Here is a 15,146-nt window from a genome sequence, read left to right as displayed (position 1 = left end):
TAGTCCTTCTTTAAGCCTCTTTATGAACAGACCCTACGCATTGCTGCTTGCCTTCGCCCTGCTCCAGGGCTGCCAGAGCCTGGCCCCGCAAAAAGCCGAGCCTCCCGCCGCCGAGGCCGAGGCGCAGAAGCCCGTGGCGTATGGGTCGTTCAAGCAGGACACGCTGTACAGCCTGCTGGTGGCGGAACTGGCCGGCCAGCGCAACCGCTTCGACATCGCCCTGGCCAACTACGCCGACCAGGCCGAGAAGACCCAGGACCCGGGCGTATCCGAGCGCGCCTACCGCATCGCCGAATACCTCGGTGCCGACGAACCGGCCCTGGACAGCGCGCTGATCTGGGCCAGGAACGACCCGCAGAACCTCGACGCCCAGCGCGCCGCAGCCATCCAGCTGGCCCGCGCCGGTCGCTACGACGACGCCATGGCCTATATGGAGAAGGTGCTGCAGGGCCAGGGCGACACCCATTTCGACTTCCTCGCCCTGTCCGCCGCAGAAACCGACCAGAGCACCCGCGACGGCCTGATGCAGAGCTTCGACCGGCTGCTGGTCAAGTACCCGGACAACGGCCAGCTGATCTTCGGCAAGGCCCTGCTGCTGAACCAGGACGGCAAGGCCGAGCAGGCCCTCGAGCTGCTCGAGGCGCACCCGGCGAAGAACGGCGAGATCGCGCCAGTGCTCCTGCGCGCGCGCCTGCTCCAGGCCCTCGACCGCGGCCCGGAAGCCCTGCCGCTGCTGCGCGGGGCGATCCGCGACAACCCCGACGACAAGCGCCTGCGCCTGACCTACGCGCGCACCCTGGTCGAACAGGACCGCATCGCCGATGCCAAGGGCGAGTTCATCAGCCTGGTCCAGCAATACCCGGACGACGACGAATTGCGTTACTCCCTGGCCCTGGTGTGCCTGGAGAACAAGGACTGGGACGAAGCCGAAAGCTACCTGCGCGAGCTGATCGAGCGCGACAGCAACGTCGACGCCGCGCGCCTGAACCTGGGCCGCATCGCCGAGGAGCGCCACGACCCGTCCGGTGCCCTGCGCGAATACGCCCTGGTCGGCAACGGCCCGGACTACCTGCCGGCGCAGTTGCGCCAGGCCGACATCCTCATCGCCAACGGCCGCGGCAGCGAGGCCTCGCGCCTGCTGGCCCAGGCCCGCGAGGCGCAGCCGGACTACGCCGTGCAGCTGTTCCTGATCGAGTCGGAAAGCTACAGCAACAACAACAAGGACGCCCAGGCCGACCAGGTGCTGAAACAGGCCCTGCAGCGCTACCCGGACGACCTCAACCTGCTCTACACCCGCGCCATGCTGGCCGAGAAGCGCGATGACCTGCCGCTGATGGAAAAAGACCTGCGCGCGATCATTGCCCGCGAACCGGACAACGCCATGGCCCTGAATGCCCTCGGCTACACCCTGGCCGACCGCACCAACCGCTACAACGAAGCCAAGGCGCTGATCGACAAGGCCCACCAGCTGAGCCCGGACGACCCGGCAGTGCTCGACAGCCTGGGCTGGGTCGCCTATCGCCTGGGCAACCTCGACGAGGCCGAAACCTACCTGCGCCAGGCCTTCGCCCGCTTCCCCGACCACGAAGTCGCCGCCCACCTGGGCGAAGTGCTGTGGGCCAACGGCAAGCGCCGCGAAGCCCGTCAGGTCTGGGCCAAGGGCTTCGAAGCCCAGGCCGACAGCCCTATCCTGCGCAAGACCCTCCTGCGCCTGACCGGATCCGAGACCCTTTAACGCCATGTTCCTGCGCCATTGCATCACCTTCACCCTGATCGCCCTGCTGGCCGGCTGTGCCGGCTTCGGGAGCCGCGAGGCCCTGCAGGGCCACGGCGACCCGCAACTGTGGCGCGCCCATAAAGAGCAGCTGAGCAGCCTTGACGGCTGGCAGATCAACGGCAAGGTCGGGATCCGCGCCCCACGCGATTCCGGCAGCGGCACGCTGTTCTGGCTGCAGCGCCAGGACTACTACGACATCCGCCTGGCCGGCCCGCTCGGCCGTGGCGCCGCGCGCCTGACCGGCCGCCCCGGCGGCGTGGTGCTGGAAGTGGCCAACCAGGGCCGCTACGAAGCCGGCAGCCCCGAAGCCCTGCTCGAAGAACAGCTCGGCTGGCAGTTGCCAGTGTCGCACCTGGTCTGGTGGGTCCGCGGCCTGCCCGCTCCCGACAGCAAGAGCCAGCTGACCCTGGACGGCGACAGCCGCCTGGCCAGCCTGGAACAGGACGGCTGGCAGGTGCAGTACCTGAGCTACACCGAGCAGCACGGCTACTGGCTGCCCGAACGCCTGAAGCTGCACGGCAAGGACCTCGACGTGACCCTGGTGGTCAAGGACTGGCAGCCACGCCAGCTGGGGCACTGATCCCATGCACAAGCTCACCCTGCCCGCCCCGGCCAAGCTCAACCTGTGGCTGCACATCATCGGTCGCCGCCCCGACGGCTACCACGAGCTGGAAACCGTGTTCCAGTTTCTCGACCACGGCGACGAACTGAGCTTCGCCGTGCGCGAAGACGGCGTGATCCGCCTGCACACCGAGATCGCCGCGGTGCCCCACGACAGCAACCTGATCGTGCGTGCCGCGCGCAAGCTTCAGGAACAGTCCGGCACCCCGCTGGGCGCCGACATCTGGCTGACCAAGGTGCTGCCCATGGGCGGCGGCATCGGTGGCGGCAGTTCGGATGCCGCCACCACCCTGCTGGCGCTGGCGCACCTGTGGCAGCTGGACTGGGACGAAGATCGCCTGGCCGCACTGGGCCTGAGCCTGGGCGCCGACGTGCCGGTGTTCGTCCGTGGTCATGCGGCGTTCGCCCAGGGCGTCGGCGAGCAACTGACCCCGGTCGACCCCGAGGAGCCCTGGTATGTCGTGCTGGTGCCGCAAGTGTCTGTCAGCACAGTAGAAATTTTTTCACATCCGCTGTTGACACGTGATTCGCTCCCCCTTAAGATGCGCCCCGTTCCCAAGGGAAACAGTCGAAATGACTGCCAACCGGTGGTAGAGCAGAATTACCCAGAAGTTCGCAACGCGCTGAATTCATTGGGTAAATTCACAGAGGCTCGACTAACCGGCACTGGAAGTTGTGTGTTTGGGGCCTTCCCAAGCAAAGCCGAAGCTGATAAAGTTCTGGCCCTTCTTTCAGCGACCCAAACAGGGTTTGTGGCGAAAGGAAGCAATGTTTCGATGTTGCATCGCAAGCTGCAAAGTCTGGTCAAGAAGTCGAGCGCATAAGCGTTCGCAAGCAACAGATACAGGGGCGTCGCCAAGCGGTAAGGCAGCAGGTTTTGATCCTGCCATGCGTTGGTTCGAATCCAGCCGCCCCTGCCATTTTCCTTATACTCATCCAGGTATACCCTCAGCCTTCAGGTACTGCGCGTGTCCAAGATGATGGTCTTTACGGGGAATGCCAACCCCGATCTGGCTCGGCGTGTCGTGCGTCAGCTGCATATCCCTCTCGGTGACGTCTCTGTCGGTAAATTCTCCGACGGTGAGATCAGTACTGAGATCAATGAAAACGTTCGCGGTAAAGACGTCTTCATTATTCAGCCGACCTGTGCCCCGACCAACGATAACCTGATGGAACTGGTAGTGATGGCCGACGCCTTCCGCCGCTCCTCAGCATCCCGAATCACCGCCGTGATTCCCTACTTCGGATATGCCCGCCAGGACCGCCGTCCGCGTTCGGCACGTGTAGCCATCAGCGCCAAAGTCGTCGCTGACATGCTCACTGTCGTGGGTATCGACCGTGTTCTCACCGTCGACCTGCACGCTGACCAGATCCAAGGCTTCTTCGATATCCCCGTCGACAACATCTACGGTTCGCCCGTACTGGTGGACGACATCGAAGACCAGCGTTTCGAGAACCTGATGATCGTTTCCCCGGACATCGGTGGTGTCGTGCGCGCTCGCGCCGTCGCCAAGTCCCTGGGTGTCGACCTCGGTATCATCGACAAGCGCCGTGAAAAGGCCAACCACTCCGAGGTCATGCACATCATCGGCGACGTCGAAGGACGCACCTGCATCCTGGTAGACGACATGGTCGACACCGCCGGCACCCTGTGCCACGCGGCCAAAGCCCTGAAAGAACACGGCGCTGCCAAGGTTTATGCCTATTGCACGCACCCTGTCCTGTCGGGCCGCGCGATCGAGAACATCGAGAAGTCGGTACTGGACGAGCTGGTGGTGACCAACACCGTTCCGCTGTCCGCCGCTGCTCAAGCCTGTGACCGTATCCGCCAGCTGGATATCGCACCGGTTGTCGCTGAAGCGGTGCGCCGCATCAGCAATGAAGAATCGATCAGCGCGATGTTCCGCTAAGCGGAACTCGTGTTGATGTGAAGCGCCCCGCCCCAGCATTCGTTGGGGCGGGGCTTTTTTGCCATCCCCGTCTGGCGCTGGTCGCAAACGCCATTCGGGAGGCTATTTTGGAGAAGCAAAATGACTGATTTCATCCTGAACGCCCAAGCGCGTACTGACCTGGGGAAAGGTGCGAGCCGCCGCCTGCGTCACTCCGCCAGCATCCCAGCCGTTGTATACGGTGGCGATAAAGAAGCCCAATCCCTGACCATCGTGGCCAAGGAAATCGCCAAGCTGTTCGAAAACGAAGCTGCCTTCAGCCACGTGATCGAACTGAACGTCGACGGCGCCAAGCAGAACGTCGTGGTCAAGGCCATGCAGCGTCACCCGGCCAAAGGCTTCATCATGCACGCCGACTTCGTTCGCGTCGTTGCTGGCCAGAAGCTGACCGCCAAGGTTCCAGTTCACTTCGTCGGTGAAGAAGCTCCGGTCAAGAAAGGCGGCGAAATCTCGCACGTCGTTTCCGAGATCGAAGTGTCCTGCGAAGCCAAGGACCTGCCTGAGTTCATCGAAGTCGACCTGAGCAACGCTGAAATCGGCGCCATCATCCACCTGTCGGACCTGAAAGCTCCGAAAGGCGTAGAGTTCGTCGCTCTGGCCCACGGTGATGACAAAGCTGTTGCCAACGTTCACGCTCCACGCGTTGCTCCAGAAGCAGAAGGCGCTGCCGAGTAATCCACTCGCGCGCCGGTGTTGATCGGGTTACAGTGCGCGCCGCGCCCTGTAACCCACCAACTCCAAGGAAGAGCCCCTGACGTGACCGCCATCCAGTTGATCGTCGGCCTGGGTAACCCCGGCCCCGAATACGAACAGACCCGGCATAACGCAGGGGCTCTTTTCGTTGAACGCATTGCCAGCGCCCAGCGTGTATCGCTGACCGCTGACAAGAAATATTTCGGCCTGACGGCTAAATTCAGCCATCAGGGCAACGACGTTCGTTTGTTGATCCCCACCACCTACATGAACCGCAGCGGCCAGTCCGTGGCGGCCTTGGCCAATTTCTTCCGCATCAAGCCGGAAGCGATCCTGGTGGCGCACGACGAACTCGACCTGCCTCCGGGCGTTGCCAAGCTCAAGCGCGGCGGCGGCCATGGGGGGCACAACGGCCTGCGCGACATCATCGCGCAGCTCGGCAACCAGAACGACTTCCACCGCCTGCGGCTTGGCATCGGCCACCCGGGTGACGCCAAACTGGTCTCCAACTTCGTCCTGGGCCGCGCGCCGCGCGCCGAGCAGGAGAAGCTCGACGCCAGCATCGATTTTGCCCTCGGCGTGCTGCCGGACGTGCTGGCCGGCGACTTCGCCAAGGCCATGCGCGAGCTGCACAGCCAGAAGGCCTGATTTCCTAGAGAGGGGAATACCCATGGGTTTCAATTGCGGCATCGTCGGCCTGCCCAACGTCGGCAAGTCCACCCTGTTCAACGCCCTGACCAAGTCTGGCATCGCGGCGGAGAACTTCCCTTTCTGCACCATCGAGCCGAACAGCGGCATCGTGCCGATGCCCGACGCACGCCTGGCGGCGCTGGCGGAAATCGTCAAGCCTAACCGCATCCTGCCGACCACCATGGAATTCGTCGACATCGCCGGCCTGGTGGCCGGTGCGTCGAAAGGCGAAGGCCTGGGCAACAAGTTCCTCGCCAACATCCGCGAGACCGACGCCATTGCCCACGTGGTGCGCTGCTTCGAAGACGAGAACGTGATCCACGTTTCCAACAGCGTCGACCCCAAGCGTGACATCGAGATCATCGACCTCGAACTGATCTTCGCCGACCTCGACAGCTGCGAGAAGCAACTGCAGAAGGTCGCCCGCAACGCCAAGGGCGGCGACAAGGAAGCCCTGGCGCAGAAGGCGATCCTGGAAAAACTCATCCCGCACTTCACCGAAGGCAAGCCGGCGCGCAGCCTGATGAAGAACATGGCTGACGACGAAAAGGCCGTCATCCGTGGCTTCCACCTGCTGACCAGCAAGCCGGTGATGTACATCGCCAACGTCGCCGAAGACGGCTTCGAAGACAACCCGCACCTGGACGTGGTCAAGGCCATCGCCGAGGAAGAAGGCGCGGTGGTGGTGCCGGTGTGCAACAAGATCGAAGCCGAAATCGCCGAGCTGGACGACGGTGAAGAGAAGGACATGTTCCTCGAGGCCCTGGGCCTGGAAGAGCCAGGCCTGAACCGCGTGATCCGCGCCGGTTACGAGCTGCTCAACCTGCAGACCTACTTCACTGCCGGCGTGCAGGAAGTGCGCGCCTGGACCGTGCGCGTGGGTGCCACCGCGCCACAGGCGGCCGGCGTGATCCACACCGACTTCGAAAAAGGCTTCATCCGTGCCGAAGTGGTGGCCTATGACGACTTCATCCAGTTCAAGGGTGAAGGCGGTGCCAAGGAAGCCGGTAAATGGCGCCTGGAAGGCAAGGACTACATCGTCAAGGACGGCGATGTGATGCACTTCCGCTTCAACGTGTAACGCCCCGGCGCAGCCTTGCCGCTGACAGAACCCCCTTGATGCCATTGGCACAAGGGGTTTTTCTTTGCCGGTAGCTGGTGGACAGCGCTTCGGGCACATCGATCAAGCGCTGGCAAGGGTATGCGCCAGGCGCTGCATGTCCGCGCGCATGGCGCCCTCGGCAAGCGGCGCGTAGTCTTCCAGGCCCTGGCCGGCACCTGAGCAACCAGGCCATCATTGCTGCTGGATGGTTGGCTCGCAGCGCACCGGGAAGTTGACCGAGTTGGCGATGAAGCATTCATGGTGGGCATCGTCATGCAGCCGCTTGGCGAGCGCCACATCCGAGTCGGCGCCGACGACGATCCGCGGCTTCAGCACTACCTCGGTAAAATGCCCCTTGCGCGATTCATCTTCTTCCACCATGCGGCCTACCGGCTGATCGACGTACTCGAGCACATTCACCTTGTTGACTGCGCACAGGTGCAGGTACCAAAGCTTGTGGCAGGCAGAAAGCGATGCCAGCAGCATGTCTTCGGGGTTCCAGCGCCCGGGATCACCGCGAAATGCCGGGTCGGCGGAGCCCTTGAGCACGGGCTTGCCGCTGGCCTGGACGGTGAAATCACGCTGGTAGGCGGTATAGCTGGACGTGCCCTCGCCGGTGTTGCCTTCCCAGTTCACGGTTACCTTGTAGGTGTGTTCCTTCATGCTTGCTCCTTGCTTGCGAGTTCGATGGGATCCCTTGGCGCAGGGTCAACTATCACAACTGATAGTCGGCCCCGACACCCGATGTCAACTTGAAGTGCAATGCCCGGCTCTTTTGTCGGTATTCACATCCTTTGCTGAACGCCCAACACCCCAACAAACGGCGAAGGTTGTCACCCGTGTCAGCAGGTCTGTCGTGGCCCGCCCATCCGCCGGTTGCCCTCGGCACAGGGGTCAATGAACGGCCCATCACTTCACAGATTCCTGAAGTAATTATTTCCCCCCAGCGATTTTTCCCTTCGCCATCCCCCACCAGAATCGCTTCACCACAATCACAATAACCGTGAGGCCACTCCCGTGGACCAGACCCTCCAGGTACGCCAGGCCGCCGCCGACCTCGTCGATGCCTTCGCCAGCAACGACACCGCCCGCTACTTCGCCTGCTTCAGCGAAGATGCCACCTTTGTTTTCCACACCTTGCCGCAACCGCTGCTGTCACGCCGTGCCTACCAGGACCTCTGGGCCCAGTGGCAGGCCGAGGGCTTTGCCGTGCTCGGCTGCGCATCGAGCAACGTGCAGGTGAGCCTGCAAGGCGAGGTGGCGATCTTCATGCATGACGTGGCCACGCACATCCGCCTGGCCGGTGAAGAGCACCAATTGGCCGAGCGCGAGACCATCGTCTTCCGCCGCCACGGCGAACGGTGGCTGGCCTGCCACGAGCACCTGTCGGTCGTCACTGCAGCCTGACCCGAACCTACGCGGCCTTGCCGCACTGCCATCGCACCCACAAAAGGGCCCGCGCACCGCGACGGGCCTACAACAACCGCGCTGGAGCATCACCATGAGCCACTCGACCGGTATCGAGACCAATGGCGTCGAACAGATCCCCGACGATCAACGCGACGCCGCCCCGCTGGACCTGTTCCGCCTGATCTTCGGCGGTGCCAATACCTTCGCCACCGCCGTGCTGGGCAGCTTCCCGGTGTTGTTCGGGCTGTCGTTCCAGGCCGGTGTCTGGGCGATCCTGCTCGGCGTCGGCGTGGGCGCGCTGATCCTCGCGCCGATGGGCCTGTTCGGCGCCCTCAACGGCACCAACAACGCCGTGTCCTCGGGCGCGCACTTCGGCGTGCACGGGCGCATCGTCGGCTCGTTCCTGTCGCTGCTGACCGCCGTGGCATTCTTCTCGCTGTCGGTGTGGAGCTCCGGCGATGCCCTGGTCGGTGGCGCCAAGCGCCTGGCCGGGCTGCCGGAAAACGACCTGACCCTGGGCCTGGCCTACGGCCTGTTCGCGGTGCTGGTGCTGGTGGTGTGCATCTTCGGCTTCCGCTTCATGCTGTGGGTCAACAAGATCGCCGTGTGGGCGTCGAGCCTGTTGTTCCTGCTGGGCATCTTCGCCTTCGCCGGGCCGTTCGACGCGGGCTTTGCCGGCAGCGTCAACCTCGGCCAGGCGGGCTTCTGGGCGGCGTTCGTCGGCGCGGCGATCCTGGCCATGAGCAACCCGGTGTCGTTCGGCGCCTTCCTCGGCGACTGGTCGCGCTACATCCCGCGACAGACGCCGAAAGCGCGCATCATGCTGGCGGTGATCGCCGCCCAGGTGGCGACGTTGATCCCGTTCCTGTTCGGCCTGTGCACCGCCACCCTGGTGGCCAGCCAGGCACCGGACTACATCGCCGCCAACAACTATGTCGGCGGCCTGCTGGCAGTGGCGCCGAGCTGGTTCTTCCTGCCGGTGTGCCTGATCGCGGTGATCGGCGGCATGTCCACCGGCACCACCGCGCTGTATGGCACGGGCCTGGACATGTCCAGCGTGTTTCCGCGCCTGCTCAGCCGTGCCGGCGCCACCCTGCTGATCGGTGTGCTGGCGATCGCCTTCATCTTCATCGGCCGCTTCACCTTCAACCTGGTGCAGAGCGTGTCGACCTTCGCCGTGCTGATCATCACCTGCACCAGCCCGTGGATGGTGATCATGATCCTCGGCCTGATCACCCGTCGTGGCTTCTACCACGCCGATGACCTCCAGGTGTTCACCCGCGGCCAGCGCGGCGGCCACTACTGGTTCAGCCATGGCTGGAACTGGCGCGGCATGGGCGCGTGGATCCCCAGCGCGCTGGTCGGCCTGTGCTTCGTCAACCTGCCGGGGCAGTTCGTCGGCCCGCTGGGCGACCTGGCCGGCGGCATCGACCTGAGCCTGCCGGTGACCCTCGGCCTTGCCGGCGTGCTGTACCTGCTGCTGCTCAACCTGTTCCCTGAACCTGCTGGCGTGTATGGCCCCCACGGCCCGCGCTGGGTGCGCTGCAAAAGCACCCCGCGCACGCCGGTGACTTCTGCCGAAATGGCCTGACTGGATACCGACCATGACCACCTCCCACTACATCGCCGGCCGCTGGGTCGAAGGCCAGGGCAGCGACTGCATCAGCGTCAACGACCCTGCGCTGGGCCTGCCTTTCGCCGAACTGATGGCCGCCAGCGTCGCCCAGGTCGACCAGGCCGTCAGCGCGGCCCGCGCGGCCCTGCCCGCCTGGAAGCGTGTCAGCGCCAGCGAGCGTGCGGCCTTCCTGCGTGGCTTCGCCGAACAGCTTGGCGAGCGCCGTGAAGCGCTGATCAACTTGCAGATGCGCAACAACGGCAAACCGCGTCACGAAGCCGAAATCGACCTCGACGACGCAATCGCCACCTTCTCCTACTACGCCGACCTGGCCGAGCAACTGCCGGCGAAAAACCGCGACGTGCCGCTGGCCGCGCCCGGCTTCACCGCCCGCACCCGCCTGGAGCCAGTGGGTGTGGTCGGCCTGATCGTGCCGTGGAACTTCCCGCTGGTGACCAGCGCCTGGAAGCTCGCCCCGGCTTTGGCCGCCGGCTGCACCGTGGTGCTCAAGCCATCGGAAGTGACCCCGCTGATCGAGCAGGCCTACGGCCAGATCGCCGACAGCCTGGGCCTGCCGGCCGGCGTGCTGAACATCGTCAACGGCAAGGCCGAAACCGGCGCGGCGCTGAGCAACCACAATGGCCTGGACAAGCTGTCGTTCACCGGCAGCAACAGCGTCGGCAGCCAGGTGATGCGCAGTGCTTCGGCGCAGTGCCGGCCGGTGACCCTGGAGCTGGGTGGCAAGTCGGCGATCGTGGTGTTCGACGACTGTGACCCGGACCAGGCAGTGGAGTGGATCGTCGCCGGCATCAGTTGGAACGCCGGGCAGATGTGCTCGGCCACCTCGCGCCTGCTGGTCCAGGACGGCATCGCCGACACCCTGTTGCCACGCCTGCAGGCGGCGCTGGACAACCTGCGCGTTGGCAACCCGCTGACGGCGGAAGTCGACATGGGCCCGCTGACCAGCCAGGCCCAGTGGCTGAAGGTGGCCAGCTACTTCGCCACTGCCCGCGAAGAAGGCTTGCAATGCCTGGCCGGTGGCAAGGTGCTGGAGCGTGACGGCTGGTTCGTCAGCCCGACGCTGTACACCGAGGTGCCCAAGGACAGCCGCCTGTGGACCGAAGAAATCTTCGGCCCAGTGCTGTGCGCCCGGCGCTTCGCCAGCGAGGCCGAGGCGATTGCCGAAGCCAACGACAGCCGCTTCGGGCTGGTGGCCACGGTCTGCTCCGCAGACCTTGAGCGCGCCGAGCGCGTGGCCGATGCACTGGAGGTTGGCCATGTGTGGATCAACTCGGTGCAGGCGGTGTTCGTCGAGACCTCGTGGGGCGGTACCAAGGGCAGCGGGATCGGCCGCGAGCTGGGGCCTTGGGGGTTGTCGGCGTATCAGTCGGTGAAGCATGTGACCCGCTGCCTGGGCTGACGCCAAAAGGGGCCGCTGTGCGGCCCATTCGCGGGTAAACCCGCTCCCACAGGTGCGGCGGCGCACTCCAGGAAGATGACTTTCCTGTGGGAGCGGGTTTACCCGCGTGACTTTCCCATTCCTCCGCTGAGTCCCACTCCCTGGTACCCCCACAATCACAACACCAGGCCGGACCACCATGCACCCTCAACGCACCGCCTTGCACAATGAGTTGCACGCACGCCCGTCGCTGTATTTCGACGGCCCGGCGCACGTCTTCCACCTTGCCCTGCTCGGCGGCGACGCGGCCTGTGCCGCGCTGCTGCAACGCTGCTGCCCGCAGGCGCCCGACACCGACGCGGCCCAAGGCATCACCCGCCTGGATGGCCACCCGTTCAAATGGGAGCGCCACACCGAGTTCTTCACCCTGACCCTGGTGGTGCCCTGCTCCGCGGCTGACACCGAGTGGCAGGCATTGCCACCGGTGCTGGCCGAGGCCATCGCGCCGCAGGCCGCCCAGGTGATCAACTCGGTGCAGGTGCTGGTACGCGATGAGCAGGACCTGAACCTGCCCCAGTACGGCTTCAAGGACCCCTGCGGCTCCTGCGTCGGCGGCGGCGATGCGGTGGCGTGGAGCGACTTTCGCCTGACCGAGGACGGCACCAACCGCTTCCTGTTCATCAACCGCCGCCTCAACGCCTACCGCCAGGGCCGCATGATCCGCCGTCTGCTGGAGATCGAGACGTATCGCATGATGGCCTCGCTGGCCCTGACCACGGCCAAGGCCCTGAGCCAGGAACTGGATGCCTTCGACAAGACACTGGTGCAGTTGTCCGAACGCAGCGCCGGGGGCGACGGCCATGACGCCAAGGCCCTGCTCGAAGCCATCGCCCACCTGTCGCGCCAGGTGGTCAGCCGCACGGTGAAGACCCGCCACCGCTTCGGCGCCACCCAGGCCTATGCGCAGCTGGTGTTCGAGCGCCTGGGGGAACTGCGCGAGAGCCATGTTGCCGATTGCCAGCGCCTGGGGGTGTTCATCGAACGCCGCTTCAAGCCGACCGTGCGCTACTGCGCGGCCACCGAACAACGGCTGGAGCAGCTGGCGAAGAACGTCGCCAACCTGGGCGACCTGTTGCAGGCGCGGGTGCAGGTGGAGATGGAAGAACAGAATGCCGGGATCCTGCGTAGCCTCAATGCCCGGGCCGATGCCCAGGTGAAGATCCAGCGGGCGGTGGAAGGCTTGTCGATCATCGCCATCACCTATTACCTGCTGAACCTGTTCAAGCTGCTGTATGGCGGGCTGAACGTGCTGGGTCTGGGGTTGACGGCGCGGGATGCGCTGGTGGGGATGGCGCCGCCGGTGTTGCTGGTGTTGTTGGTGATTCTGCTGCGGATCAGGCAGGCCAAGCAGCATTGAGGCCGGGGGGCGCGAAAGGGCCGCAAAGCGGCCCCAGCCTCCCACCTATTCCCCTGCCGGGCGCGACCCTTCCTGCACCAACACCATGCTCTGCGGCGAAGACAAGGCAATCCCCTCGTCGCGCAAGCGCCCCAGGATGGTGAACAGCAGATCACTGCGCGTGCCCGACACCTGCCGCGGCCCCGCCACGTATCCACTCACCGCAATCACCATGCCGCTGGCCGTGAGGTCCTTGAACGATACCGAGCAGGCCGGCGCATCGAGAATCGCCTCATGCTCGTGGTACGCCGCCAGCAGCACCTCGCGCACGCGGTTGGCATCGGTCTCCAGCGGCAGGGTCAGGCTGACCCCGACCACGCCCAGGGCATTGCCCATGGTCACGTTGCGCACGTTCTGGGAGATGAACTGCGAATTCGGCACGATCACCGTCGAACGGTCGGACATCTGGATCTCGGTGGCGCGCACGTTGATCCGCCGGATGTCGCCCTCCACCCCCGCCAGGCTGACCCAGTCGCCGACCTTCACCGGGCGCTCGGTGAGCAGGATCAGGCCGGAGATGAAGTTCTGCACGATCTGCTGCAAGCCGAAACCGATACCCACCGACAGCGCACTGACCACCCAGGTCAGGCTGGTCAGGTTGATGTGCAGGGTCGACATCACCAGCATGGCCAGGAACAGGAAGCCCAGGTAGCCGACCAGGGTCACCAGCGAGGCACGCATGCCCGCGTCCATGTCGGTTTCCGGCAGCAGCCGCTCGCTCAGCCAGCGCTTGACCACGCGGATGCCGAACAGGCCGCCGAACAACATCGCCAGCGCCAGGAGGATGTCCTGGGGCACGATGTTGAGGTTGCCGAGCAGCTTGCCGCCGGTGCCGTCCCAGTCGCCCAGGCTCAGCAGCAGCTCGCCGGGGCTGGTGCCCGACGGCATCAGCGCCAGCAGCACGGCCAGGAACAGCAGCACCGTGCGGCTGATGCCGACCAGGATGGTGCTGGCCTGGGCCTGGTGACGTGGCGCCAGGCCCAGGGTCGAGGCCAGCGCCAGGCCGCCCGGTTGGCGCGGCGACAGCAGCGCTTCGCAGAGGTCGCTGAGGAAGGTGGTGAGCAGGTACGCACACACCGCCACCACGCTGATCCACAGCAGCTTGGCGGTGAGGAAGTAGGCCAGGGTCAGGTAGCCGGCCAGCAGCGCCAGCACGATCAGCCCGACCCACACCACGATCACGAACGGGATCAGCCCGGCCAGCCCGGTCGGGCGCTGCAGCGCATGCTTGCGCAGGGTCCGGCGGTAGCGCAGCAGCGCCAGGGTGAAGATCGCCGCCACCACCAGCGCGGTCAGGCCGTTGGTGGCCACGGTCAGGGCCAGGCTGGTGCCGATCACGCTGTTGATCCGCTCCATGGTCAGCATGACCATCAGCGCCAGCGCCAGCGCCTTGGGGAACCAACCCAGCGCACTGGCCACTTCGTCGTGGATCGCCGGCAGGCGCCAGGACGGGCGTTGCAGCATCAGCATGGCGCGGCCCAGGCCGGTGATGAAGGCGCTGAACACCACCAGGGTGAGGATGTGGTTGGTCAGGCTGGCGATGTCCGAACCCAGTTCGGCGCTGCTTTCCAGGCCCCAGCGCAGCAACGACACCGAGCCGGAGATGGTGCCCAGGGTAGCCAGGCTGACACTCAGGGCCAGGGCGCTGCGGCGCAGGCGGCCTTCCGGCAGGCGGTGCACCATGGTGCTCGCCAGCAGGCGTTCGACCAGGCCACGGACCACGGTCCAGACCAGCACCGCCGCCACCAGGCTGGCGATGAAGAACCAGCGGTGCACGGCGCTGAAGGCGCTGGCCACGGCATCGGCGGCCTCGCCACGCAGGTCGCCCAGGCGCTGCACGTCGTCCGCGGTCGGCCGGATCAGGCTGTGCCAGAACGCCGGGCTCAGCGGCGTCTGCGCGCGGCTGAGGATCTGCGAGTTGAACTGGCTGCGGCGCAGGTTGACGATCTGCGTGGACAGGTCGCGGGCCGACTGCATCAGCTTGGTGGCCTGGTCCTGCTGGGTCACCAGGGCCTTCTTCTGGGCATCGAGCTGCTGGCGCTGGCGGGTCAGGCTTTCGGCTTCGTCCGGCTGCACCGGGCCGAGTACCTTGAGCTTGTCGTCGAGCTTTTCCACGTCGGCGCTGCGCAACGCGCTCAGGGCATCGGCCTGGCGCTGCACCTGCACGGCGGCCAGGCGCAACTGCGACAGCACGTCGTCGTTGGCGTTGCTGGTGACGCCCTGGCGGATCTGGTCGAGCCGGTCGCTCAACTGCTCGTAGCTGGCGTTTTCGTCCAGCACCGGCATTTCGGCGGCGGCCAGGCTGGAAACCGGGGTGGCCCCCGCCGACCAGGCCGGCGTCGCCGCGACCAACATCAGGGCTAGAAAGCCCAGGCAAAAACGGGCAAGGCTGACACGCCTCATCGACTATTCCTCTTTACATCTCGATTTGGCG

13 protein-coding genes and 1 tRNA gene are annotated in these 15,146 nt (G+C 65.3%); 12 read left to right on the top strand and 2 right to left on the bottom strand.

Annotated features, from left to right (window positions below; genetic code table 11):
• Positions 1–22 precede the first annotated feature (22 nt).
• The 8 genes from ACIP21_RS23870 to ychF all read left to right on the top strand — a co-directional run bounded on the left by ACIP21_RS23870 (position 23) and on the right by ychF (position 6,811).
• The gene (locus ACIP21_RS23870) at positions 23–1,735 is read left to right on the top strand and encodes a tetratricopeptide repeat protein (protein ID WP_400692916.1); all 1,713 of its coding nucleotides are present in this window, start codon (positions 23–25) and stop codon (positions 1,733–1,735) included.
• A gap of 4 nt (positions 1,736–1,739) precedes the next feature.
• On the top strand, positions 1,740–2,357 hold the full coding sequence (gene lolB / locus ACIP21_RS23865; RefSeq protein ID WP_400692914.1) for a lipoprotein insertase outer membrane protein LolB: 618 nt from the start codon (positions 1,740–1,742) through the stop codon (positions 2,355–2,357).
• A gap of 4 nt (positions 2,358–2,361) precedes the next feature.
• Positions 2,362–3,222: a 4-(cytidine 5'-diphospho)-2-C-methyl-D-erythritol kinase gene (ispE, locus tag ACIP21_RS23860; RefSeq protein ID WP_400692911.1), complete on the top strand. Its 861-nt coding sequence runs from the start codon at positions 2,362–2,364 to the stop codon at positions 3,220–3,222.
• Positions 3,223–3,243: 21 nt separating this feature from the next.
• Positions 3,244–3,318, top strand: a tRNA-Gln gene (locus tag ACIP21_RS23855).
• 48 nt (positions 3,319–3,366) lie between these two features.
• On the top strand, positions 3,367–4,308 hold the full coding sequence (locus tag ACIP21_RS23850; RefSeq protein ID WP_003247410.1) for a ribose-phosphate pyrophosphokinase: 942 nt from the start codon (positions 3,367–3,369) through the stop codon (positions 4,306–4,308).
• Between the two features lie 120 nt (positions 4,309–4,428).
• A complete protein-coding gene (locus ACIP21_RS23845) occupies positions 4,429–5,022 on the top strand; it encodes a 50S ribosomal protein L25/general stress protein Ctc (protein ID WP_110638403.1) in 594 nt (197 codons plus the stop codon).
• Between the two features lie 81 nt (positions 5,023–5,103).
• On the top strand, positions 5,104–5,688 hold the full coding sequence (gene pth, locus ACIP21_RS23840; RefSeq protein WP_012270476.1) for an aminoacyl-tRNA hydrolase: 585 nt from the start codon (positions 5,104–5,106) through the stop codon (positions 5,686–5,688).
• Positions 5,689–5,710: 22 nt separating this feature from the next.
• Positions 5,711–6,811 carry a redox-regulated ATPase YchF gene (gene ychF, locus ACIP21_RS23835; RefSeq protein ID WP_400692906.1) on the top strand — a complete coding sequence of 367 codons (1,101 nt, stop codon included), beginning with the start codon at positions 5,711–5,713 and terminating at the stop codon, positions 6,809–6,811.
• 213 nt (positions 6,812–7,024) lie between these two features.
• Here the strand turns inward: ychF and ACIP21_RS23830 are convergent, their stop codons facing one another.
• Positions 7,025–7,495 carry an OsmC family protein gene (locus ACIP21_RS23830; RefSeq protein WP_400692903.1) on the bottom strand — a complete coding sequence of 157 codons (471 nt, stop codon included), beginning with the start codon at positions 7,493–7,495 and terminating at the stop codon, positions 7,025–7,027.
• Between the two features lie 354 nt (positions 7,496–7,849).
• On the opposite strand from ACIP21_RS23830, the gene ACIP21_RS23825 reads away from it, so the two are divergent.
• From ACIP21_RS23825 to ACIP21_RS23810, 4 genes are all read left to right on the top strand, one after another.
• The gene (locus ACIP21_RS23825) at positions 7,850–8,239 is read left to right on the top strand and encodes a YybH family protein (protein ID WP_400692900.1); all 390 of its coding nucleotides are present in this window, start codon (positions 7,850–7,852) and stop codon (positions 8,237–8,239) included.
• 94 nt (positions 8,240–8,333) lie between these two features.
• Entirely contained in the window at positions 8,334–9,833 is a 1,500-nt protein-coding gene (locus tag ACIP21_RS23820) for a purine-cytosine permease family protein (RefSeq protein ID WP_400692897.1), read from the top strand.
• A gap of 13 nt (positions 9,834–9,846) precedes the next feature.
• On the top strand, positions 9,847–11,277 hold the full coding sequence (locus ACIP21_RS23815) for an aldehyde dehydrogenase family protein (protein ID WP_400692894.1): 1,431 nt from the start codon (positions 9,847–9,849) through the stop codon (positions 11,275–11,277).
• Between the two features lie 178 nt (positions 11,278–11,455).
• On the top strand, positions 11,456–12,673 hold the full coding sequence (locus tag ACIP21_RS23810) for a DUF3422 domain-containing protein (protein ID WP_400692892.1): 1,218 nt from the start codon (positions 11,456–11,458) through the stop codon (positions 12,671–12,673).
• A 45-nt stretch (positions 12,674–12,718) separates the two neighbouring features.
• Here the strand turns inward: ACIP21_RS23810 and ACIP21_RS23805 are convergent, their stop codons facing one another.
• Positions 12,719–15,115: a DUF3772 domain-containing protein gene (locus ACIP21_RS23805; RefSeq protein WP_400692889.1), complete on the bottom strand. Its 2,397-nt coding sequence runs from the start codon at positions 15,113–15,115 to the stop codon at positions 12,719–12,721.
• Between the last annotated feature and the right edge of the window lie 31 nt (positions 15,116–15,146).

It is taken from the genome of Pseudomonas sp. NPDC089401 (genome assembly GCF_044749485.1).
Classification (GTDB): domain Bacteria; phylum Pseudomonadota; class Gammaproteobacteria; order Pseudomonadales; family Pseudomonadaceae; genus Aquipseudomonas.
The sequence above is the reverse complement of the archived record's forward strand: the minus strand, read 5'-3'. Positions and strand labels throughout refer to the sequence as shown.

Bases quoted from the DNA above. Each gene is read 5' to 3' on its own strand.
- ACIP21_RS23870 (WP_400692916.1), top strand. From the start codon at position 23: ATGAACAGACCCTACGCATTGCTGCTTGCCTTCGCCCTGCTCCAGGGC.
- lolB (WP_400692914.1), top strand. From the start codon at position 1,740: ATGTTCCTGCGCCATTGCATCACCTTCACCCTGATCGCCCTGCTGGCC.
- ispE (WP_400692911.1), top strand. From the start codon at position 2,362: ATGCACAAGCTCACCCTGCCCGCCCCGGCCAAGCTCAACCTGTGGCTG.
- ACIP21_RS23845 (WP_110638403.1), top strand. From the start codon at position 4,429: ATGACTGATTTCATCCTGAACGCCCAAGCGCGTACTGACCTGGGGAAA.
- ychF (WP_400692906.1), top strand. From the start codon at position 5,711: ATGGGTTTCAATTGCGGCATCGTCGGCCTGCCCAACGTCGGCAAGTCC.
- ACIP21_RS23830 (WP_400692903.1), bottom strand. From the start codon at position 7,495: ATGAAGGAACACACCTACAAGGTAACCGTGAACTGGGAAGGCAACACC.
- ACIP21_RS23820 (WP_400692897.1), top strand. From the start codon at position 8,334: ATGAGCCACTCGACCGGTATCGAGACCAATGGCGTCGAACAGATCCCC.
- ACIP21_RS23815 (WP_400692894.1), top strand. From the start codon at position 9,847: ATGACCACCTCCCACTACATCGCCGGCCGCTGGGTCGAAGGCCAGGGC.
- ACIP21_RS23810 (WP_400692892.1), top strand. From the start codon at position 11,456: ATGCACCCTCAACGCACCGCCTTGCACAATGAGTTGCACGCACGCCCG.
- ACIP21_RS23805 (WP_400692889.1), bottom strand. From the start codon at position 15,115: ATGAGGCGTGTCAGCCTTGCCCGTTTTTGCCTGGGCTTTCTAGCCCTG.